Here is a 22,245-nt window from a genome sequence, read left to right as displayed (position 1 = left end):
TCTATGATGGATAATCTTCATTTATTGATAATTCGTCCGGAGTTGCGAAAATGACCCTGAATGCCCCTGATATGATTAGCGAACTGCTGCGCGGCATGCGTCTCTCCGGCGTGAACTATCGCCGTTTCGAAGCCAGCGTACCGTTTGGCGTCTCGTTTGGCGATGTGCCCGGCAAGGCGCAGTTCCATTTTGTCAGCCGTGGCCCCGCTTTGTTGCGAATGCAAAGCGGCGCACGCTTTACCCTGAAGAGCGGCGATGCGGTGTTTATCCCTAACGGCGAGGGGCATGCCCTGCTCTCTGACGAGTCGGCCAACGTCACGCCGATTACCGATTTCCCCAGCGAACCTATCTGCAGCCAGGTGCATGACATCCACTGTCCGTCCTGTCCGGACGCAGAAAAGGCGGTCATCTTTACCGGGTGTATGAATTTCGAACTGGGCGGCATGCAGCCGCTGGTGAAAGCGATGCCTGAGGTGATGATGGTTAGCAGTCTGATGTCCGATCGTCCGGAAATCCAGGCGCTGCTGGCGGCGATGGAGCGGGAATCGCTGGGCCGCCAGGTTGGCTTTGCCGGTATTCTCGCCCGCCTCGCTGATGTGGTGGCGGCGCTAATCGTTCGTGGATGGGTAGAGAGCGGTTGCGGTAAAGCCACCGGCTGGACTCAGGTATTGCGCGACCCGCGCCTGAGCCGGGCCATTTACGCCATGCACCAGCAGCCGGGGGTGAACTGGAGCGTGGCGGACCTCGCCAAAGAGGCGGGCACGTCACGCTCGGTGTTTGCCGAACGCTTTCTCTCGGCGACCGGCACGACGCCGGCAAAATACCTCGGCGAGCTGCGGATGCGGCTGGCTATCCAGTATATCGGCCAGGAGCAGCAGGCTATCGAAACCGTTGCCCTGCGTCTGGGATACGGTTCCGTTGCCGCCTTTAGCCGAGCGTTCAAACGGGTGGTGGGCCACTCACCGGGGGCGCTGCGCGATACCTTGCCCGTCGCCGAAGTGATGTGACCCGCACGTTTACAGGTAGGTCACATTATCAATCTGGCGCTGAGCCTCGTCGTTCAGCCCCTGAATATCAAAGCCCGGCATATCACGAATAAACTCGAGGAACGGCGGCGCGATACCGAGCAGCGACAGGTCGGCGGCATGCAGCTGATAGCGGATCGCCTCTTCATCGCCCGCCTGCACTTTTTCCACCCAGTTCGGTTCAATAATCAGCTGATGGCCCAGCGCCACCAGATCAATGCCGCTTTGCATCACCTCTTCTGCCTGCGCCGGGGTGCGAATATTCCCCACGGCAATAATCGGTTTACGCGGGCTGGCTGCTTTAAGCTGGGTGATAATCGGCGCGGTATTGTGCTTATCGCGCAGTGAAGGACGCCAGACCGAGCCCATCGAGACGTGAATATAGTCGAGCGCCGTATCCTGTAATGTGCCGACGAAATATTTGGTGTCGTCGAGGGTAATACCCGGCTCCTCAATCTCTTCCGGCGACAGACGGTAGCCCACGATAAAATCAGCGCTCGCATGCTGCTGCTTCACCTTCATCACCGCCTCAATCACCGCCAGCGGCAGCGCGAGTCGTTTATCCAGCGTACCGCCCCATTGGTCGGTACGGCGGTTGGAGTGCGGCGAGACAAACTGCTGCAGCAAGTAGGTATTGGCACCGTGCAGCTCAATACCGTCGAACCCGGCCTCGATGGCGCGGCGGGTGGCCTCGGCAAAGTCGTTAATCAGGCTCGCTATCTCGTCGGCGGTTAGTTCACGCGGCACTTCTGCCCCGGCGCGCGGCGCGGCAACGGCGCTGGCGCTCACCGGCTGGCGTCCACGGGTAACCCACTGATTGGTCATACGCCCGGCGCTAAACATCTGCAGAATCGCTTTCGCCCCACGCGCTTTGATCGCCTGCGCCAGTTTTGCCAGCCCGGGGATTTTTCCGTCGTCCTCAACGCCTAATTGGCCTTCGAACCCTTTGCCCTCTTTATTGATATAGGCCACCGGGGTAATAAACAGCCCCACGCCGCCGGCGCGCTGCTGCATATAGTGAATTTCTTCTGCCGTCACCGAACCGTCTTCAAAAGACATCTGCTCGGTCATTGGCGGCAACACCACGCGATTTTTCAGCACGACGCCATTAGGCAAGGTCATAGGTGTTAGAAAACGGTAATCCTTCATGTCTGCTCCAGAATGAAAATAACAGGACCGGGATGGTCATCGATGATTCGCATACTAAAACAAACATTGGGGAATGTGCGTCCCATACCAGGGGCGCACCGGGCACAGTCAAAAGACTACAGGCGGTCAGCGCGCGCCCAGGGCACGCCGAGCGTTTGCCACTCTTCGGCAATCAAATCGACAAATCCACGAATACGCGGCGAGAGGTAGCGTTTGCTGGGGTAAATTATCCGCACCGGGTCCGGCGGGATCTTAAATTCAGTGAGGATAGCCACCAGCGTCCCTTTAGCGATCGCCTCGGCGGCCAGATAGTCCGGCAACTGGATCACGCCAAAGCCGGAGATCGCCGACGACAGCATCGCCTCTGAACTGTCGATATCAATACGCCCCGGCCCTTCATAGACAAATTCGCCCTCCGGGGTGGCATAGCGCCAACTCCTACGCCGCTCGGCGCTGCGAAAGAAAATGGTATCGTGCTGGCGCAGCGCCTGTGGCGTCGTCGGCGTGCCGCGCGCTGCCAGGTACGCCGGTGACGCGCAGGTGACCATATGCTGGGTGCCGATGGTGCGGGTCAGAATGCGCGAGTCGCCTCGGGGTGCACCGATGCGAATAGCGATATCAAACCCTTCGTCAATCAGATCGACAAAGCGGTCGGTGAACACCACGTCGGCGCGTAGCGCGGGCGAGGCGCGTAAAAAGCGGTCAATAACCGGCAGGATATGGCGCTGCCCCAGCGAGAGCGGCGCGGTCAGACGCAGGGTGCCGGTTGGTTTTTCCCGGCGCAGCGCCATGGCATCGTCCACCGCTTCCAGGTCTTCCAGAATGCGTTTGCAGCGCTCATACATAATGCAGCCTTCTTCGGTCAGGCTTAGCTGGCGCGTGGTGCGGTTCAGCAGGCGAACGCCTAGCTGGGCCTCAAGACGGGTGATACTTTTACCAATCGCCGAGCGCGATAAACCGACGCTCGTCGTCGCGCGGGTGTAGCTCCCGGCGTCAACCGCCGCGATAAAGGCGGCAATATCGCCAATGCGATTCAGTTCCACGTTACCCCCTGAATACGGGAAAATTATTCCCCAAATGCGCTGAGTATAGCGGGTGGTAAACGGGCTGAATAGCGCCCTGCTGTGCATCAGACTTTGGCGTGCGACGATTTGTGCCGGGGATGTCCCGTGCTTTGCCTGACGGGCACAAACAGCGCCCTGATAACATCATAAAAAATCGTGCTGTTTTTAATATTTAACTTGCTCATCACATCGCGCTTAATGGCGCTAACGCGTTTTTCCGAGCGCCCGGTGATCTTCGTTAATAATTCTGGCTTCATACCCATACTGAGCGACAGCAGAATAAACAGTTCGTTATCCGACAGCGAAAAGTAGTGCGCTTGTTCAATGTCATCGAGTGACTCTTCGCTTTGCGCATCAATCAGTAATTCACAGTGGTTATTTTTAATACTATATGCCACCAGACCGCGGCATTTACGCAATAAATAACCAACAATCAACGGTGAAATGGCCTCGGTGAGCACCATGACGTTTTTTCGTCGAAACCTTGCTGTTTCTGCGCCAAGCGCGTCGATCGTCTGACGGATATCGAGATCGTTAAGGATAATGACATAGTCGAGAACCACATTATTTAATTTATACTGACGAGTACTCGCAGCGCTGACGTTCAATATCGACTTAATACCCAAATTAAGAAAAATATCGTCGCTGTAACTGACAACCTCCATTTACCCAACTCCATGGTAATAGTAGCCAATGTAAAATGCTAATGAGTATAAAATATTATTGCAACACAGTATAACGTCCATAATTGGACCTCATCACGGGTCACTAACAATACTATTTCGGACAACAAAAAAGGATTAGTCTTATTCGAAAAATAAATCAAGAACAATCATTAACATCAGCTATATCATCCGATTTCGGCATGCTATACTTCTTATCGTAAAATCAATTGAGAAATAAGACATGTCGCAATCAGACGATTCGTCCCGACCGCTCCACGCCTTTGAGTTTAGTCAGCAAACTAAACCGCTGAAGGCAATAATGGATTTACATAACGTGCTGGCCCCTTTTGGCACCGCGTTTACGCTAAACGCTTCGACAAAAATGTTACTCAGTAACGATCGTGAATCGGCGTTTATTTTACTGGTGACCACCGGCTGCTTTTCCGTAAGCCACGCCCAGGTTGATCTGCATATGGCTACCGTCTTTGCCCCAACCGTCGTGGGTCTTATTGACGGCTATAGCCTTTATTATGATGTGAAGGCGCGCCCACAGCACTATATTCGTGCAGAGACCGACTGCACCGGCTGGATTGTGCCGCTGGACCTGTTCGTTGAGAAGTGCGATGAGTTTAATTTATGGCACGATATCTCGCGCATTCTCGCCCAGCGCGTGATGGTCATGAGCGCACGCGACAGCGAAATGGTCGGCAACGATGCCTATAGTAAAATTCGCTCACTGCTGATGGAACTCTGGCTCTACCCGGAAGATATTCGACTGCAAATTAAAGTGTCCTCTTTTATTCAACGTCGGACCAGGATATCGCGCAGCCGAATTATGGACGTGCTTGCAGAGTTAAAAAAAGGAAACTATATCGAAATGAAATCCGGTGTACTGATTGCTATGGATAAATTACCGGTCGCTTTCTGATATTATTGAAAACGATTATCATCAACAAATATCCTTTTCGCTTCTGATTTAAACGCATTGCCGGCAACTGTCTTATTCATAAAAAAATCGACATCGATCACATTATTATACATATCGGCATCAACCCATAAATTAAGCCAGCAGGTTGCTTGCGATATATACATCAATAGCGCTTGTCGATTTCCGGTTTGCTGATATTTCACAATCAGCGCCAGCGCGCGGTCTTTCCTCAAACGCGCCGTCTCCAGTCCGCTTTCTCGTAACGCCAATACCTGGCGATAATATTTTTCGGGCGTCTGCTCAAAATGCGTTAACACGGACTGCTGACGTAGGGTCGCTAATAGCGTAAATGCGCCAGCACAAACGGCAATCATCACCAGCGCCGAAAAATACGGCAGCCAACGACCGCTGAATACGCGTACGGGCGGACCTTCTCCGGCGGCGAGGCTGAGCAGCATAATAAACGTCAGCCAGTGCGTCGCCGACTGATAAAACGGGTACTCCACCTGGGTATGCAGCAGCAGCGGCAGCAGGCAGAACAGCAGCGACAGCGTCTGGCGGTTTGTGGTGCGGAAAAAAAAGGTCATACCAGCCCACGCCAGCAGCATCAGCCCCAGCAGCGCCACCAGCCCGCCTTCCACCCACCAGTAGAGCAGTTCATTGTGTGGGTGGGGAATAATGCTGCAACCATTGGCAATCGGCGTCGCACGGTCGGCTATAAAATGGCTGAAGTGCCAGACGTAGCTGCCGTAGCCCCATCCTAAGAACGGATGCTGCGCAATCATGCGTAGGGTTTCGCGTAAAATCATCAGCCGCTGAAGGGTCGAACCGTCATGCTGCGCCAGTGCCTCGCTAAACGAGAGCGGCATCAGGCTCGCGCCAATAGCAACGCCCACCGCCGGAGCACCCAGTAGAAGCCCGCGCCGCCAGGTCGGGGAAGTCTGCCAGTGCAGGCATACCATCCCAACGTAGACGCAAATCGCGCTTAGCCAACCGATGCGCGAGGGGATCTCCGTTAGCGCCCAATACAGCACCATCACCGCCACGCAGATGGCAGCGATTCGCGCAGCTTCCCTTCCCGGAGAGCGGCTGCGGAAAAACGGTGAACCGAGACTGTACAATCCCACCGCGCCGCCGCAGGCCAGAAACGACCCGGCAACGTTGCGCTGCTGAAAAACGCTGATATTTCCCGGCGCGGCGGCAAGCACCTGTTGCTCAAATAGCGGCAGTACAGTGGGAAAATGCAACCCCAGCAGGCTGTATATCGCCTGAATAAGCCCGGCTATCACCAGTAAATACAGTAGCGTTTGCCGCTGGCGCTCGCTGAATCTGACCTGCGTCAACAAGAGTAGCAGCAGCACGCCCGCCCACAGCCCGGCAAAACGCGGCAGCGCATCAAGACGCCAGCCCGGTTCGGGACTCCACGCCAGCGGCAGGCTCATCAGCAACGCGCCCAGAAGCATACGCCGGGTGCCGGGTGCCACGGTGAGGGCGGTGCGGATAAAACAGGGCCAGCCACAGCCCAACAAAAGTAGCATGCAAAACCAGACCCACAGCGAGGTGGGCAGTTCGCTGCCGCTGCCGCCCATATTGGCGATCACCAGATGCATCACCAGCAGATAGATCAGCGCCAGTATGGCGACCAGTGGCCAGGCCTTTGGCCTATTCACCTCCCTGTTTTGGACAGCCATGGTCTTACCTTAGCGTTTGCGTCTGTAGGGGCATCACACGCCCGTAGTCATTAATGGTTTGCCATTGCAGCACGCAGCGGCCGCTGGACGGGCAGATGTTTTTCGCCTCGGAAGTAAACGGCGCCACCATGCCGGCGTTCTCCACCGCCCTGCCGTTGACGCGTAGGTTAAACAGCGTGACGTAATAGGGCGTCGGATTAGTCACCTGAGTCTGACTGCCCTGTACTTTCCACACCAGTTGACGGTAGGCCTCTTCTTCGCGCCCCTTCAGGCCCACTGGGCGATAAAACAGTTTCATCCGGCTACGAATCGCTAGCTGTAGGGCGTTTGCGGCTGGCTTACTCTGGGTTTCTGGAATGCTGGCTACGCTCAGCCAGAACAGGCTTTCGCGGTCATCCGGTAGGTCACCGCCAGTACGCATAATGCGCACAATATTGCTATGCCCCGGCAGCAGCGGAAACAGCGGCGGCGTGGTGATAAACGGCACCTGATTGCCGCTCTGCCCCTGGGCGTCAAGCACTTTTGACAGCACCAGATAGCGCTGCTGAGCGGTGTTGTTCACCGTGAAGGTGATACTCGGCTTATCGGCATCAAAGATAAAACGGGTACCGTCTACGGTAACGCCTGCGTGGGCGGAAACGCCGAAGGCCAGCAGGGTAAACAGGCAATATTTCATGGTGCACTCCCCGCTATTGCCAGGTCAGCGTAAAGGTCGCGGTGGCGTTTGCCGTGCCGCTGGTCACGCTGCTCGCCGTCGCCATATAGCGGGCGTAGAAGATAAACACGTTATCGGCACGGGTCGGGTCAATCACGTAGCGAGGTGAAGCCTGATTCAGCGGTAGCCGGGCGTGATCTGCGCTTTGCAGCTCTATAGCAATCCCCTGCGCCGCATCGCTACCGCTGTCGAGCGCCAGTAGCGTTTTATCCGCCGTGTCTGCCGCCCCGCTAAAGGTGAAATCAACGCCGGTCGCCGCCGCACCGCACTGTTGCAGATCGATAATAAAAGCCACCGGCGACGAGCCGCTGCCTTTGGTGGCGAACTGCTTGGCGGCGATGTCGCCCAGCGGCACGGTCTGCGCCTGAGAGGACGGTGCTACGATACAGGTGTTGTCCTGAATGGAGCCGCTGACGTAGACGGTGCCGTCGTGTGCCTGCGCGCTGACGGCAGTCAGCAGAAGCAGCATGAGGATTATTTTCATTACTGGTAGCTCAGATCGAAATACATGACCGACGAGGCGTTTCCGGCGGTTACCGGAATTTTCGTCGCCTGATAGCGCAGGAAAAACGTCAGCGCGTTGTTATCCCCTTCCTGCAGCGACTGGCTGTCGCTGGCGGTGTTAATCGCCACCGTTTTCTTATTGGCATCGAGGATCTCCACGCCGACGCCGGAGGCCATGTTGCCCTTCCCGGCGGTATCCGAAAGCGCCAGCAGCTTGCCGTTGTCGCCGTCCGGCGTGCCGCTGAACATCACCGTCGCCCCGGAAATACCGCTGCTACAGTTCTTCAGGCGGATAACCAGATCGGCGGTTGACGATACGTCGCCCGCCGTGTGGAAGGTGTTGCTGCTGAAATTGCCAATAAAAATGGTCTGCAGAGTGTCGGCGGTTTCCACATCGCAGGTGGAGGCCACCACCGTGCCGCTCATGTCGATTTCGACGCCGTTATTCGCCGCCTGCACCGTTGCCACACTCAGCGCCCATCCGATGACCACCAGCCAGTACCGCCGTTTGCCGTTCATCATTGCCGCTCCTTAGTTAAAATCGACCACGATATAGGCCTGCGCATGGAACACGCCCTGCTGCGGCTTCTTACCGGTGGCGCTAATGGGAGCAACGGTAAACGGTACCGTCGCCACGTAGTCCTGCAGCTGGAACGGGATAGTGCCGGTGTTGGGAACGATAACGTTGCCGAGAATATCGGTGAACTGCACCGCGATATCGCTGTTGTCAGTGGCAATCGCCGTCGGCTCATTCACATCGGCCTGCCCCTGAAAACGGAAGCTCAGACTCGCCATTTCACTCACGCCACCCGAGCATTTCACCGGTACCTGTCGGCTCACTGGGGTGAAGCCCGAAGGCTTTTGTCCTTTGGTTTTAAAGTTACCCGAGGAGAGCGTGCCAAAGTCGATGGTAATCACCTGATTGCCGTTCACTTCGCAGCTCTGCGGCACGGTGATCGAGCCGCTAAACGAGATAGTATAAACCGGCGTGCCGAACGACCCGCCGCTGCTGCGGTTGATATAGACGTTGAAAAGGCGCGTCTGCGGAATCGTCACGTTGCCGACAAAGGGTTTGGCAATTTTTATCTGCAGCGTGATGTTGGAGTCCGACACCGGGAAATTGCAGCCGTTGGATACACAGCCGTCAGTGCCCATTTTGGCGTAGTTGGCCGGGGCGTAAACGTCCCCGGCGACCGCATCGGTCACCCGCAGCGCGCCTTCAAGATAATCGTTGAGCTGAAGGTATTTCCAGCTACCGGACGTTTCCACTACCGGGTAGTTTGAGACGTAGGAACGATAGGTGTAGTTATTTCTGTTGGAGGAGACCTTCGGGCAGTTCGCATTCATATGAATATCGCCGGAGCGTACGACCTGCGTGGTTTTTCCAGCCACGTTGGTATCCGCCGTCAGCGCAGTTGTCACATCAAAGTTCTCGTTCTGCGTCGACCCGGTGGCATTGGCGCAGCTGTCCGACGAACCGGCAAACGCCGTGCTGGCCGCGCCCAATAACAGTAAACTAAATAGCATTTTCATTAATATTTTCATGAACTTTCCGCAGCGTTAATGGCAGGTTTCCGCCACCCGGTTAAAGGTAGTTATCTGGTCGGCCGAGAGTTGATAGGCCACCGAACAGCGTTTGTCGGCCCCTTTCCCCCACTGCACCACCAGCGTGCCGGATGGCGGCAGGCCGGAGAGATAAACCTGCCCGTCGTCGCCGACCAGGCTGCTCTGCTGGCTGTCGTTGACCGTTACCGTGGAACCAAACGGCACCGGTTTATTCAGATGGTTGAGGGTCATCAGCACGCGGGCGCCGATATGGGCGTTAAACTCCGCGCGCACCATCGCCCCCTGCGTTGGCACCACGTTGACCACCGCATCGTCGATATCGACGTTTTGCCCCATTGAGTTGGTGTCCAGCGCCACGCGGTTCTGCCGATAGGTGGTGGCGTACGGCACCACCGCGTAACCGCGCCAGTCGGTTTTAACCCCGGTGGTGTTCTCCAGCGCCACGCCCGCCGCCCCTGGCGCTTTCACCAGAATATTGGTGTCGCCCAGCGGTTGGCTCAGGGTGACGCCGTTGCGGTGAACCACCACACCGCCGCTCATGCCGTAGTTACGCTGGTGATAGCCATCGCTGTAGTTGTAACCGGCCTTCAGATTGCCGTAAGTACCCTGATAGCCGAGGCTAGCGTTGCCGCTGTCGCCGGTGCCGTGGTTACCGTAGCTTTCCTGAACGTTGTAGTTCAGGTTGTTCTCAGCAAGCAGCGTGCCGTTGACCCCGGTGGTCTGTGAGGTTTTGCCGTGGCGGTCAGTACTCATGTTGTACGAGGCGTTGAGCGTGTTCGCCGCGTGGTAGACGTCGGCGTTACCGCGCCCGGCGAGCCATTCGCCAATCGGCAGCGAGACGTTAAAGGCGTAAACCTGATCGGCCTCGCTCTCTCCTGGCGAGCGGTCGTAGTTCCACGTCAGGCCGTAGGAGATGTTGTTCCAGTTGCCGTTATAGCCAATCTGGATAAGCTTGTCGGTTTCATCGGTATGCCAATAACTCTGCTCAGAACCGGTGATAAACAGCGAACCGTTGTCGCCTATCGACTGCGACACGTTGATCTGCACTTTGCCTTTTTTGGTGTAGTAGAGGTTGTAGAAATCGGTCCACTGCGGCTTATCCTGCTTGCCGTCGTGGTCGTCATCCTGAAAACCCTCTTCCCCCGTATAACCATCCATATGCTGGTAGGTCGTTTCATCAAGGGTGTAAAACCCCTGCGTCGAATAGCGATAGCCCAGCAGCTGGAAGTTGGTGCCGAGCGAGTTCAGCGCTTTGGCGTACAAAAAACGCACCGACTGCCCTTCATGCTGGCTGCCGTCTACCAGCGTACTATTGGCCTGGGTGATATCGGTGGATATCGCCCCCAGGTCGCCCATATTGAGCCCAATACCCAGCGCAAACGCCCGGTAGTCTGCCGATGCCTGACTGCCGCCGTAGGCGGTAAACCCCTTCGGTAACCCCCAGATAAGCGTTCCCTGCGCAAAATCCACTTCGTCCTGCTGATCGTTGCTGCTGCGGTATTTCCCGGCGGTCAGCGCATACTTTAGCCTTCCTTCACGCTGCAGCAGCGGTACCGCTGAATAGGGTACCGTGTAGCTATTTTCGCTGCCGTCCGTCTCCTGCACCGTCACCTGCAAATCGCCGCTTGATGAGGTGGGATAGAGATCCTTAATGGCAAACGCCCCCGGCGACACGTAGGTCTGGTAGATGACGTAGCCGTTCTGTTTGATAGTGACTTTGGCGTTGCTGCGGGCAATACCGCGCACGGTCGGCGCAAAGCCTTTGAGGCTGTCGGGCAGCATATTGTCATCGGAGGCGATCTGCGCGCCGCGAAAGCCCAGCGAATCAAAGACATCAGACGGCGTGTAGCTTTCACCCAACGTTAACTCCGACTTTAACGGGACGATCGTCCGTTCGACGTAGGTGCTGATGTGCTGCCATTCATTCTGCGTGCTGCCTTCGCCGTGGCTGTAGTTCCAGGTGGAGTAGTCACGCAGACGCCAGGCCCCGAGGTTCAGACCGCTTTGTAAGTTCAGGTAATAGCTGTCCTGACTGCTGGTGCCGCCGCTGTTGCTGCCGGAAAAGTCATAGTTCAGGGTCATGGCGTTAATGCCCTGATCCCACTGCTCTGGCGGAATATAGCCGCGCGCGCTCTGCTTCATCCCAGCCTGTGGAATGCTGATATCAAGCTTCTGGTGTTCAAAATCAAAACGGGTGCTGCCGTCAGGAATAGCGTCAAACGGCACGCACTGCTCAGCAGGCAGCGCTTTAAGCGCCGGGAAGGCGTTCGGATTAAGCCCCATCGCTTCAAGACGCGTCAGGGTAAAGCACGGCGACAGTCCGGTATCATCCTGGCTTTTTTTATCCGCTTTAAAATCGACGTCTTCGCTGGAAATAAACTGTTGGTTGAGATAAATATCAACCCGATATTTCCCAGGTGCCTGCCCATTGCTATTTTCAAAACGCGACAGGTCCGCTACCGCTGTATTATCACCGGACAGAAATGCTGGATTAAAATAGTTATCCGCGCAGGCCGTATAGGGAATAGCGCTTAGCGCCGCTGGCAAAATAACGGTAAAGCCGTACTTTGGACAACGCAAAGCCCGTGCGATAGCCTGAGCGGCATAGCAGTTACGAAGTGTCATTATTTCGCCGACCTGTCCCGCGGGTTATTCCATAACCGCATGTTGTTTTGGCGTATTCGCGCCGTAATCATTCACCGTCTGGAAAGTGATGTCACCGTGTGCGGTTGACGGCACGGCGAGGCGGCTTTCGCCTAATGGCGGAACCATCGTGGCAGGAAGCGCGGCGGTGCCTTCAGTCAGCTCCACCAGGGTCACGTAGTACGGTGTGGGGTTTTTAATCGTCAACTGTGAACCCGCCTGATGAAAACGCAGCTGCGCTGGCGCGTCGGCGGACGGCATCGTCAGCCCTTTTGGGCGGACAAACAGCTTGATGCGGTTAAGCACGGCAATTTGCAGCGTATTTTTATTCTGCGAATCCTTCGTGGCGGCCGGAATGGCTTTCACGTTCATCCAGTACAGACTTTCACGGTCTTCAGGCAACGATGCATCCTGGCCGATATACATCACCCGCAGGGTATTTTCTTTTTTCGGCTTAATGACAAACAGCGGCGGCGTCACCACAAAATCACTGCTTTTTTTACTGTCGGCGTTTTCCACCCACGACTGAATTAAAAAGACGCCTTTGCTATCGGTATTATTGACCGACAGTGAAATCTGCTCGCTGCCCTGCGGGTAAATCACCCGCGTCGCGCCCAGCGCAATTCCGCCGTAGTCGGCCGCCTGAGCAAGCGGCGAGAATAACGGCAGGCTGGCTAACGTCAGCGCCGTCGCCCATAGGCCGGTTCGGGAAAAAATAGACATGAATTACCTTTTAATAAAATGCGCCGCCGCGGCGCCATAGTTACATGTAGGTCAGCGTGAACCAGGTTTGTGCATCCGCTTCGCCTGGCGAAACGTTCTCAGCCGTAGCCCGGTATTTGGCGACAAAGTTCAGTACATTGGTGTCATCTTTCAGCGTGGTAAAAAGCTGCGGCGCCGTATTGGGGACAATCACATTGCCGCTGCTATCAAAGATGCCGATGCCCACATGGGCCGCACTGCCCGCCCCGCTGGTCACCGCCAGTACCGTAGGGTCTTTCTCGTCGGTCACGCCGTTAAACGCCACGCCAACCTGTTGGCTAATGGAGATGTCACAGTCCTTTAGCACGATGGTGAACGGCTGCGGGCTTCCCCAGGTGCCGGTGCCGCCAAACAGGCTGGAGCGTACCTGCCCCATGTCTACCGTCTGCGCAGCGCTATTGGTATCCACCGCGCAGGCCGCTTCCACGACGGCGCCAGTGAAGTGCACGTCACCGCCGGGAACGGTGACCACATGGTGATTACCGGCCCAGGCCAGCGGCATCAGGCCGTTCAGCAATAGCGCCAGACCTGGTTGCGATAGCTTCATCCCGACTCCTCTTCACAAATTAGCCGTCCGTGGCGTTAGCCATCCCTGAAACGTTACTGGTAGGTGACGTTGAAGGTTGCCGTTGCGTCGACGTTACCGGCAGTCAGCGTGCTGGAGGTGGTGATGTAGTCGGCAGAGAAACTCATGACGTTATCACCGTCGATAAGCGTGGCGGCTTTCGATTCTTTACCCAGATCCAGCGCGGTGCCGTCGGTGTCATAAATCTGCACGCCAACGCCCTGGGCGCCGCCCGCACCGGCCATGTTGTCCAGTACGCCTGCGTTATCTTTCGCTGCCGCGCCGTTAAAGGTCACGGTGGCCTCGGTGGACACCGAGGTGTCACAGTCGGTCAGCGTAATGCTGAACGGGGTTTTCTGGTTTGCCGCAGTGCCCGCCGCCGGGGTATCACCGAATGCCGCCAGACGAACCTGACCCATATCAACGGTTTTATTGACGGAGTCTTGTGCCACGGCACAGGCGGCGTTCACCACCGAGCCGGTAAAGTGAACGGAACCACCGGATACGGTATTTGGGCCAGTCGCATCGCTGGAGCCCCCCATTGCCATGGCCGAACCACCCACCATCATTAATGCCAGCGTCAGTCCTTTAACCGTTAAATTTTTCATTTTCATTGCCTTTGAGTTGTCAAAAAATAATATTTCCCTGATGTTTAAGACAAAATAAGGGAACGTTCCCATTTAATAGATTAAATAGTCTGCAAAGTAATTATTGAACTGGGCAATTTTTCTCGCAGCAACCGCTATAAATAATATTTTGTCGTCAGATCATCCGGACCTGATGGCGCAGATTATCCACAATGCCAATATTGTTTTACAACGTCGTTTTTATCCGATAGTGGACAGTTACTTTTCGAAGAAGGCGTATTTCATTTGAAAGTGAAAGGCTAGTCTGTTGTTTCGATTAGCTATTATAACCGGTACATGATGTTAATTTTGTGTGTTAATACCACATAAGGAGTATCTCGCCAACGAAGTGAAATAGCATTTCAGCGGTAGAGAATATTTTTTAATTTATATCGTAAAACACACCAAATCGTGACTAAATAAGCGTAAATAAACATGCACTTTTAATTTATAAAAATGTCAGTAGGATCTTCATCGCAAAAGATATTTTTACTTTGCGGTAGCTTACTAATTCAGTCAGGTACTATTGTCTGACGGGCCAAAAGATGACCATCAGAGATGCGTGGAGCGCCTCTTCTCCGGGTGAGAGAAAAGGCGACGATGGGATATCACTTAAAAATAGCTAATGGTTACTTCCCGCAACTCCGGATGCGTTGATAACGTTCTCTGACTCACCGTGCCATAGGCCTGCATAATCGGTGCATTACCCGTTGCTGGAAGGGTGACCTGCTGAAGCTGGTTTTTTCCATCACGGTAGCAGCTTACCTGCATGATTTGTGCCTGAGGAACAACATAACATCCACCTTCGACAATCTTGCCGATAAAGTGAATCTTTCCTGAGGAAGGACCCGTTTGTGCTAAAAGCGGGGAGGATAACGTTAAAGCGGCGAGCGCCAGGCAGACTACATGAACGGTTTTCATCTTCAGACCTCACATCCTGTGAGCAATAACCGGTATCGCGAGCGCCTCGCCATACCTCCTTTTACGGCCTGATTCGCCAGCGTGTCGGCGGAAAAGGTTAGTCTACTGACTCTAGCGTCAGCGTCGTTTTTCAGGCATCCGACATTCGTCGTATTCACCGCTTATTTCAGCCGAATCCGCGATCGCCATCAGAATATTTTTCAGATTAACCTCAGCCCCAAAGGGCAATAAAACGGCCGGTCTGCCGATATTACGCATTGCCAGCCCGGCTCAATATGTTAGGGTAAAGTTATTATTGTTAATTGATGGAGAACATAACCGTCTCATCTGCCTTTATTTCCACCTTTTATCCAAGCGGGAATAACCTGTCATTTCTGGCTTAACACGCGAAAATAATAAGGTCATGATTATGCAAACCACAACAAAAAGCGTCCTTACGCTGGTAGCACTTTTTACCTCATCTACCCTATTTGCCGCCGACCTGCCCGGTAAAGGCGTGACCGTGCACCCGGTGCAAAGTCCTCTACCGGAAGAGACGTTTCAAACCGAGATTATCAACCGCGCGTTGACGCAGCTCGGCTATACCGTCGCGCCTATCGAAGAGGTTGAGTACAACGTCGCCTACACCTCCATTGCCTCCGGAGATGCCACTTATATGGCGGTAAACTGGATGCCGCTGCAGCAGGATATGTACAACGCTAGCGGCGGCGATAAGAAATTCTACCGCCAGGGTACCTATATTAGCGGTGCAGCGCAGGGCTATTTGATCGATAAAAAAACCGCCGACAAATACCATATTACCGATATTTCACAGCTGAAAGACCCTAAGCTGGCGCAGCTATTTGACGCCAACGGTGACGGCAAAGCGGATTTAGCGGGATGTAACCCCGGCTGGGTGTGCGGTTCGGTGATTGATACCCAGATTAAGGCCTACGGCCTTGATAAGACGGTGACGCAAAACCAGGGTAACTATGCAGCGATTATTGCCGACACCCTCTCGCGCTATAAGGCCGGTAAACCGGTGCTGTACTGGACCTGGACGCCGTATTGGGTCAGCGATGAGCTTAAACCGGGGAAAGATGTGGTGTGGCTGACCGTGCCGTTCTCAGCGAATCCGGGCACGCTTAAAGATTTGAATACCGAATTGCCGAACGGCAAGAATTACGGCTTTGCGGTGAATAACGAGTACATCGTTGCCAATAAAGAGTGGGCGGCGAAGAACCCGGCGGCAGCGAAGCTGTTTGCAGTGGCGAAGCTGCCGCTGGCGGACGTGAACGCCCAGAACCAGCTGATGCATACCGGGAAATCAACGCCGGAGGATATTCAGAGTCACGTCGACGGGTGGATTAAGGCCCACCAGGAGACGTTTGACGGCTGGATAAAAGAGGCGCTGGCGGCGAAGTAAGGTGCGCTCCCGGGGTCGGCATAAACGCCTCGCCCTTGTAAACCCGGCGGCGCTTCGCCTGGCCGGGCTACAAGGGTGCACTATTCGCTACCGTGGAGGGGCGATTACTCCATCACACGCGCACGCTTAATGCGGCTCTCTTCACTGCTTTCAGCCGATTCCACCAGCGCAAAGCTAAAGCTCACTTCGGTATGCGGCTGGTTGATGTTGCGTTCCTGAGAAAGCGCTTTATCGGTGATTTTCACCGGATCGGCAATCAACTCTTCACGGGTGGCAAAAGCAAAATCGTCCCACAGATAAGCATCGCCGTTCAGATTGATCTGGGTGGTCAGGTGCTTATAGCCCGGAGCCGACACGAAGAAATGAATATGCGCCGGACGGTTCCCGTGACGGCCAAGCTGGTTCAGCAGCTTCTGGGTTGGGCCATCCGGCGGGCAGCCGTAGCCGCAAGGCACAATGCTCTGTACCGCGTAGCGCCCATCAGCGCCGGTCTCCACGCGACGGCGCAGGTGGTATTCACTCTGCGACTGGTCGAAGAACGAGTAACCGCCCAGGGTGTTGGCATGCCAGATATCGACAATTGCGCCCGCTACCGGGTTACCTTCAAGATCGGTTACCTGCCCATGCAGCCACATCGGCTCGCCCTGCTCGCTGCCGTCGTCCATGCGCGCAAACTGCTTGCTCAGCGGTGCGCCCGCCACATACAGCGGCCCTTCGATAGTGCGCGGCGTGCCCACGTCATGACCGGCTGCGGCCTCTTTTTCATCGGCGCGCATATCCAGATAGTGCTCCAGCCCCAGCCCTGCCGCCAGCAGCGCCGCTTCTTTGCGCTCGCCCAGCTCGTTCAGGTAGTTCACCGCCAGCCAGAACTCTTCGTCGGTGATATCAAATTTGCGGATGGTCTGGCACAGGTCGCTCAGCAGCTGATGCATGATAGCCTTAAAGCGCTCATTGCCCTGCTCGGCGTTCAGGCCGCTGCTGATGGCCAGTAAGGATTCCAGTTCGGTCTGTTTTGCGGGATTAACGGACATTGCGTATTCCTCTTCGTAGGGTAAGGGTTGTTGTTTTAATCAATGGCCGACGGGTGTCGGCATAACGGCTGCACGCAGATGTCCATATACGGATAGAGCGGCAGCGCGGTTAAGAGGTCATGGAGTTCCTGGTTATCGGCGACGTCAAAAATGCTGACGTTGGCGTACAGCCCGGCGACGCGCCAGATATGCAGCCATTTCCCCTCGCGCTGAAGCTGCTGGGAGTAGGCTTTCTCTTTGGCCTTGATCTCGTCGGCTTCGGCTTTCGGCAGCGTCGGCGGGATATTGACGGTCATTTCAACTTTGAACAGCATGGGTGCTCCTTTTAGTCGCGCGCGTAATGACGCAGTTTGTCGAGGTCAATCTCCACGCCCAGCCCCGGCCCCTGCGGCAGCGAAACCTGCCCCTGGCGGAAGTCGAGCGGCGTGACCACGATGTCGTCTTTCAGCAGCAGCGGGCCGAACATCTCGGTGCCCCACTGCATCTTCACGGTGGACCAGGCGTGCAGCGAAGCCACCGTACCGAGCGTCCCTTCCAGCATGGTGCCGCCGTACAGCGCCACGCCCGCCGCCTGCGCGACGTGCGCCAGCTTCAGCGCCTGCGCCGGGCCGCCGGCTTTGGCAATCTTCAGCGCATAGGCACCGCTAAACCCGCCGTGCGCCAGAGCAAAACCATCGTGGCTGGTTGCCACCGCTTCATCGGCAAGAATCGGGACCTCAAAACGCTGGCTCAGGGTAATCAGCCCCTGTCGGTCCCACAGCGGGGTTGGCTGTTCAACGAGGTCGATACCGCCGTCCTGTAGCTGACTCATGCCTTTCACCGCGGTGGTGAAATCCCACGCCTGGTTCACGTCAACGCGAACGCTGACCTCGTCACCGAGCGCCGCCTTAATCGCCAGCGCGTGGCGAATATCGGTTTTCAGATCCCGGGCACCAATTTTCAGCTTGAAGGTGTCGTGCCGCCCTTCCGCCAGCAGCCGTTTGCCCTCTTCAATGTCTTTGTCGGTGTCGCCGCTCGCCAGCGTCCACAGCACCGGCAGACGATCGGTTATCGCTCCGCCGAGCAGCGCGCTCACCGGCAGCCCCAGCAGCTTGCCCTGAGCATCGAGAAACGCGGTTTCCAGCGCCGATTTGGCAAAGGTGTTGCCCTTGACGCTGGCGTTCATCTTCTCCGCCAGTGCCGCCACGCCGCTGAAGGTCTGGCCGCACAGCAGCGGCGACAGATAGGTTTCAATAGCCGAGCGAATGGCCTCCGGGCTTTCCGCGCCGTAGCTCAGCCCGCCGATGGTGGTGGCTTCACCCCAGCCGACCACGCCCTCGGCACACTGCATGCGCACAATGGTCAGGGTCTGACAGCCCATGGTGGCCATCGACAGCTTGTGCGGGCGAATGGTGGGAATATCCACCAGCCAGCAGGTCAGTGATTCAATCGTTAACATCTGTTGCTCCAGCCTTTGTAGAATGTGTTGGGGTTGACGGCAGGCTTCGCAGGGCAATCCACGCCAGCAGCGCATAGCCGATCAGCAGTAAGGAAACCGGCCAGGAGGCGTCGAACGCCATCAGTAGCGCCACCGCCAGCATCGGGCCGAGGCCGCCGGAGAAGATCGACCCCACTTCATGGCCCAGCGCCAGCCCGGAGTAGCGCACCCGCACCGGAAAGAGATCGCTCATGATGCACGGCTGGGTGCCGATCATCGCGCCGTGGCACACCGGCAGACCGAGGAACATCGCCAGCATCACCGCGCCGTAGTTGCCGGTGGAGAGCAGCCAGAAGAACGGGAACGCCATCACCAGCAGGCCAATCACGCCGATGTAGTAAACGGGTTTCAGGCCAATCTTGTCCGACAGCGCGCCCCAGAAGAGGATCGAGAAGAATTCAATCAGCATCGCCAGCGTCACCGCGCTGATGATCTCCCCGGTGCCGATGCCAATGTGCCTGGCGTAAACCACCGAGAAGGTGAAGAAAATGTAGGACGCGCCGTTTTCCGGCAGCCGCAGAGCAATGGCCTGCAGCAGCGCTTTCGGGTGTTCACGCACCAGTACCAACAGCGGGATCTTCTCGTGCTTGTCTTCCGGTTTCGCCTGAGTGAAGGCTTTGCTCTCGCGAATGTTTTTGCGGATATAGACGCCGACCAGGAAGATGACGATGCTCAGCAAGAACGGCACGCGCCAACCCCAGCTCAGGAAATCGCTTTCCGGCAACTGCTGGACGAGGTAAAAGGCGAACGCCGAGAGCACAAAGCCGCCGGAGACACCCATCTGGCTCCATGCGGTATAGAAGCCGCGACGCGACGCCGGGGCGTTTTCGCTCAGCATCAGCACGCCGCCGCCCCACTCGCCGCCGGAAGCCACGCCCTGTAAGAAGCGCAGGATGATGAGCGACAGCGGCGCCCAGATGCCTATCTGCGCGTAGGTCGGCAGCAGGCCGATAATAAAGGTCGTCGCCCCCATCAGCGTCAACGTCATGATTAGCGTCATCTTGCGGCTATAGCGGTCGCCGATATGGCCGAACAAAATGCCGCCAAGCGGGCGTGCCAGAAAGCCGACTGCAAAGCCGGAGAACGCCAGCAGCGTGCCCTGCAGCGGGTCACCGCCTACCGGGAAGAACAGCGGGCCGAACACCAGCGCCGCGGCGGTACCGTAGAGAAAGAAGTCATACCATTCCAGCGCATTACCCAGTACCGAGGCGACCACCAGCTTGCGCATTTGCTGCGCGTCCTGGCGGACGGTCGTTGATGTGACGGCAGTTTCAGAAACGACATTGCTCATCCGGCATTCCCCTTTTGTCTTTAGGCTTCCACGTCGCAGCCAACCGTGTGGTAGCGGCGGTTGAAATAGACCAGCCCGCGCGGCTGCTCGCTGATGCGAATCGCCTGCACCCGGCAGTAAAAGACCGAGTGGCTGCCCACTTCGTGGCAGTCGTCAATCACACAGTCGAAGCTCGCCACCGCGGAGCTCAGCACCGGCGCACCGCTGGCCATCACCTGCCAGCTGTCGTGGCAGAACCGCTCTTCGGAGCGCAGGCTGGCGTTGGCAAAAATGCCGGACAGCGCCTGGTGGTCGCTCGACAGCACGTTGACGCACAGCGCGCCGTTGTGCTTGAAGTGCGCGTGGGCAAAAGAGTTGCGGTTCATGCACACCAACAGCGTCGGCGGCTGGTCGGTCACGCTACAGACGGCAGAGGCGGTAAAGCCAAATTTGCCCGCCGGGCCGTCGGTGGTGATTACCGACACCGCACTGCCCAACTGCGCCATGGCGTTACGAAATTCGGTTTGCAGAGTCATAGAGAAGATCCTCAAAGATCGATTATCAGGCGGGCGCTTTTCGCCCGGGAGCAACACAGCAGGATCTGATCGCCATCGGCCTTCTCTTCGTCGGTCAGATAGTGGTCACGATGATCCGGCTCACCTTCCAGCACGTCGGTCAGACAACTGCCGCAGATCCCCTGCTTGCAGGAGACACAGACCTTCAGCCCCGCCAGCGCCAGCGCTTCAACGATGGTCTGGTTTGCCGCCACCTGAACGGTGATGCCGCTGGCGGCGGCTACCACTTCAAACGGCTGGCCGCCGGTTTCCACCTCGGCGCTAAAGCACTCCTGGTGGATCTGCTCCGGCGCATAGCCCTGCGCGGTGGCCTGCTCGCTGACCGCATCCATCAGCCGCGTCGGGCCGCAGACGTAAACGTGGGTACCGGCAGGTACGTCGCACAGCACCGCATTAAGGTTGATACGCTGTTCATCGCTAAAGTGCAGATGCACCTGCGGGGCGTAGGCCGAGGCGGTAAGCTGGGCGACAAACGCCGCTTGGGCGCGGCTTCGCGCGCAGTAGTGCAGGCTGAAAGAGCGCCCTGCCGCCCGCAGTTCCGCCGCCATCGCCAGCATGGGCGTAATGCCGATACCGCCGCCGATAAGCAGGCTGTGACTGGCTTTTTCATCGAGCGCAAACAGGTTGCGCGGTTCGCTCACCTGAATCTCATCGCCTTCCAGTAGCCGGTGAACGGCGAGCGAACCGCCTTTTGACTGGCTGTCTTTCAGCACCCCAAGCTGGTAGTGATGGCGCTCGCACGGATCGCCGCACAGCGAGTACGGGCGCACCAGATCCTCGCCCAGATGCAAGTCGATATGCGCCCCGGCGGTGAACGCAGGCAGCACGGCACTGTCGGCCTGAGCCAGCGTTAGCAGCACCACCTCACCCTGCAACTCGCGGCGGATAACCTTTAATGTCAGCATCGCTGGCCCCTTAACGCATAAACAGCCCGCCGTTAATGTCCCAGGTGGCCCCGGTGACAAACGACGAGGATTGAGAGGCCAGCAGCGCAACGGCCTGGGCGACAAACGCCGCATCGCCAAGTTCACCGACTGGGATCATCTGTAACAGGCCGGGCATCTTCTCTTCTGGCACCAGCGCATGCACCGTTGGCAGATCCATCGGCCCCGGCGCGATGGCATTGACCGTCACGCCGGATTTCGCCAGTTCGCGGGCAAAGACTTTGGTCAGCGTCAGAATGCCGCCTTTTGACGCCGCGTAGTGCGCCTCGGAGGCGGTGCCGCCGTTCTGCCCGGCGAGCGACGCCAGGTTGATAATGCGGCCGTAGCCACGGCGGGCGAAGTAGCGCCCCATCGTCTGGCAGCCGACGAACGTGCCGCGCAGGTTGGTGGAAATCACCTGGTCAAATTCCTCGGCGGTAATGTCCATTACCGGGGTAGCGAGCGTCAGCGCGGCGTTATTCACCAGCACCTGCAGGCTGCCAAAGCGCTCAATAGTCGCCGCCAACGCCTGGTCGAAGGCTTCCGGCTGGCGAATATCCAGCCCCAGCGCCAGCACTTTGCCGTCGCCGTTATCCAGTTTTGCGGCGGCATCGGCGGCACGGGCAGCGTCAACGTCGGTCAGTACCACCTGAAAACCTTCGGCCAGCAGGTGGGCGGCAATCACGTTGCCGAGGCCGGAGGCGGCCCCGGTCACTAATACGGTTTGCGTCATAAACGGC

Annotated in this window: 23 protein-coding genes; 3 read left to right on the top strand and 20 right to left on the bottom strand. The window is 56.8% G+C overall.

What is annotated here, in order from left to right; all coding sequences use genetic code 11:
- Positions 1–50 precede the first annotated feature (50 nt).
- Entirely contained in the window at positions 51–1,007 is a 957-nt protein-coding gene (locus tag ACLGE8_RS10890) for a cupin domain-containing protein (RefSeq protein ID WP_410998444.1), read from the top strand.
- Between the two features lie 9 nt (positions 1,008–1,016).
- On the opposite strand, the gene ACLGE8_RS10885 is transcribed toward ACLGE8_RS10890, so the two are convergent.
- The 3 genes from ACLGE8_RS10885 to ACLGE8_RS10875 all read right to left on the bottom strand — a co-directional run bounded on the left by ACLGE8_RS10885 (position 1,017) and on the right by ACLGE8_RS10875 (position 3,903).
- A complete protein-coding gene (locus ACLGE8_RS10885; RefSeq protein ID WP_410998443.1) occupies positions 1,017–2,174 on the bottom strand; it encodes an NADH-dependent flavin oxidoreductase in 1,158 nt (385 codons plus the stop codon).
- A gap of 116 nt (positions 2,175–2,290) precedes the next feature.
- On the bottom strand, positions 2,291–3,217 hold the full coding sequence (locus tag ACLGE8_RS10880) for a LysR family transcriptional regulator (protein ID WP_410998442.1): 927 nt from the start codon (positions 3,215–3,217) through the stop codon (positions 2,291–2,293).
- A gap of 86 nt (positions 3,218–3,303) precedes the next feature.
- A complete protein-coding gene (locus ACLGE8_RS10875) occupies positions 3,304–3,903 on the bottom strand; it encodes a hypothetical protein (protein ID WP_410998441.1) in 600 nt (199 codons plus the stop codon).
- 319 nt (positions 3,904–4,222) lie between these two features.
- On the opposite strand from ACLGE8_RS10875, the gene ACLGE8_RS10870 reads away from it, so the two are divergent.
- On the top strand, positions 4,223–4,831 hold the full coding sequence (locus ACLGE8_RS10870) for a helix-turn-helix domain-containing protein (protein ID WP_410998440.1): 609 nt from the start codon (positions 4,223–4,225) through the stop codon (positions 4,829–4,831).
- A 2-nt stretch (positions 4,832–4,833) separates the two neighbouring features.
- On the opposite strand, the gene ACLGE8_RS10865 is transcribed toward ACLGE8_RS10870, so the two are convergent.
- The 10 genes from ACLGE8_RS10865 to ACLGE8_RS10820 all read right to left on the bottom strand — a co-directional run bounded on the left by ACLGE8_RS10865 (position 4,834) and on the right by ACLGE8_RS10820 (position 14,824).
- Positions 4,834–6,522, bottom strand: a complete 1,689-nt coding sequence (locus tag ACLGE8_RS10865) for a Wzy polymerase domain-containing protein (protein ID WP_410998439.1) — start codon at positions 6,520–6,522, stop codon at positions 4,834–4,836.
- A 4-nt stretch (positions 6,523–6,526) separates the two neighbouring features.
- Positions 6,527–7,198, bottom strand: a complete 672-nt coding sequence (locus tag ACLGE8_RS10860) for a molecular chaperone (protein WP_410998438.1) — start codon at positions 7,196–7,198, stop codon at positions 6,527–6,529.
- Positions 7,199–7,211: 13 nt separating this feature from the next.
- Complete coding sequence (locus ACLGE8_RS10855; protein WP_410998437.1) at positions 7,212–7,721, bottom strand: fimbrial protein; 510 nt, start codon at positions 7,719–7,721, stop codon at positions 7,212–7,214.
- The gene (locus ACLGE8_RS10850) at positions 7,721–8,263 is read right to left on the bottom strand and encodes a fimbrial protein (protein WP_410998436.1); all 543 of its coding nucleotides are present in this window, start codon (positions 8,261–8,263) and stop codon (positions 7,721–7,723) included. The genes ACLGE8_RS10855 and ACLGE8_RS10850 overlap by 1 nt, the downstream gene beginning before the upstream one ends.
- A gap of 9 nt (positions 8,264–8,272) precedes the next feature.
- Complete coding sequence (locus ACLGE8_RS10845; RefSeq protein WP_410998435.1) at positions 8,273–9,286, bottom strand: fimbrial protein; 1,014 nt, start codon at positions 9,284–9,286, stop codon at positions 8,273–8,275.
- Between the two features lie 15 nt (positions 9,287–9,301).
- Positions 9,302–11,932, bottom strand: a complete 2,631-nt coding sequence (locus ACLGE8_RS10840; RefSeq protein ID WP_410998433.1) for a fimbrial biogenesis usher protein — start codon at positions 11,930–11,932, stop codon at positions 9,302–9,304.
- Between the two features lie 24 nt (positions 11,933–11,956).
- A complete protein-coding gene (locus ACLGE8_RS10835) occupies positions 11,957–12,673 on the bottom strand; it encodes a fimbria/pilus periplasmic chaperone (protein WP_410998432.1) in 717 nt (238 codons plus the stop codon).
- Positions 12,674–12,713: 40 nt separating this feature from the next.
- The gene (locus ACLGE8_RS10830; RefSeq protein WP_410998431.1) at positions 12,714–13,259 is read right to left on the bottom strand and encodes a fimbrial protein; all 546 of its coding nucleotides are present in this window, start codon (positions 13,257–13,259) and stop codon (positions 12,714–12,716) included.
- Positions 13,260–13,312: 53 nt separating this feature from the next.
- Positions 13,313–13,885, bottom strand: a complete 573-nt coding sequence (locus tag ACLGE8_RS10825; protein ID WP_410998429.1) for a fimbrial protein — start codon at positions 13,883–13,885, stop codon at positions 13,313–13,315.
- Positions 13,886–14,515: 630 nt separating this feature from the next.
- Positions 14,516–14,824, bottom strand: a complete 309-nt coding sequence (locus ACLGE8_RS10820) for a hypothetical protein (protein WP_410998428.1) — start codon at positions 14,822–14,824, stop codon at positions 14,516–14,518.
- A 409-nt stretch (positions 14,825–15,233) separates the two neighbouring features.
- Here ACLGE8_RS10820 and proX point away from each other — a divergent pair, with 409 nt between their 5' ends.
- A complete protein-coding gene (gene proX, locus ACLGE8_RS10815; RefSeq protein WP_410998427.1) occupies positions 15,234–16,229 on the top strand; it encodes a glycine betaine/L-proline ABC transporter substrate-binding protein ProX in 996 nt (331 codons plus the stop codon).
- A 104-nt stretch (positions 16,230–16,333) separates the two neighbouring features.
- Here the strand turns inward: proX and catA are convergent, their stop codons facing one another.
- The 7 genes from catA to ACLGE8_RS10780 are packed head-to-tail and all read right to left on the bottom strand — an operon-like array spanning position 16,334 to position 22,238.
- Positions 16,334–17,260, bottom strand: coding sequence for a catechol 1,2-dioxygenase (gene catA, locus ACLGE8_RS10810; protein WP_410998426.1), 927 nt, complete (start codon positions 17,258–17,260; stop codon positions 16,334–16,336).
- A gap of 35 nt (positions 17,261–17,295) precedes the next feature.
- Complete coding sequence (gene catC, locus ACLGE8_RS10805) at positions 17,296–17,574, bottom strand: muconolactone Delta-isomerase (protein WP_410998425.1); 279 nt, start codon at positions 17,572–17,574, stop codon at positions 17,296–17,298.
- A gap of 11 nt (positions 17,575–17,585) precedes the next feature.
- The gene (locus tag ACLGE8_RS10800) at positions 17,586–18,698 is read right to left on the bottom strand and encodes a muconate/chloromuconate family cycloisomerase (protein WP_410998424.1); all 1,113 of its coding nucleotides are present in this window, start codon (positions 18,696–18,698) and stop codon (positions 17,586–17,588) included.
- Positions 18,685–20,028, bottom strand: coding sequence for an MFS transporter (locus ACLGE8_RS10795; RefSeq protein ID WP_410998423.1), 1,344 nt, complete (start codon positions 20,026–20,028; stop codon positions 18,685–18,687). The genes ACLGE8_RS10800 and ACLGE8_RS10795 overlap by 14 nt, the downstream gene beginning before the upstream one ends.
- Before the next feature lie 20 nt (positions 20,029–20,048).
- Entirely contained in the window at positions 20,049–20,543 is a 495-nt protein-coding gene (locus ACLGE8_RS10790) for a flavin reductase (RefSeq protein ID WP_410998422.1), read from the bottom strand.
- Positions 20,544–20,554: 11 nt separating this feature from the next.
- A complete protein-coding gene (locus ACLGE8_RS10785; RefSeq protein WP_410998421.1) occupies positions 20,555–21,487 on the bottom strand; it encodes a PDR/VanB family oxidoreductase in 933 nt (310 codons plus the stop codon).
- Between the two features lie 10 nt (positions 21,488–21,497).
- Entirely contained in the window at positions 21,498–22,238 is a 741-nt protein-coding gene (locus ACLGE8_RS10780) for an SDR family NAD(P)-dependent oxidoreductase (protein ID WP_410998420.1), read from the bottom strand.
- Positions 22,239–22,245 lie beyond the last annotated feature (7 nt).

The sequence above is a fragment of the Kluyvera sp. 142486 genome, from assembly GCF_046569695.1.
Lineage (GTDB): Bacteria > Pseudomonadota > Gammaproteobacteria > Enterobacterales > Enterobacteriaceae > Kluyvera.
The sequence above is the reverse complement of the archived record's forward strand: the minus strand, read 5'-3'. Positions and strand labels throughout refer to the sequence as shown.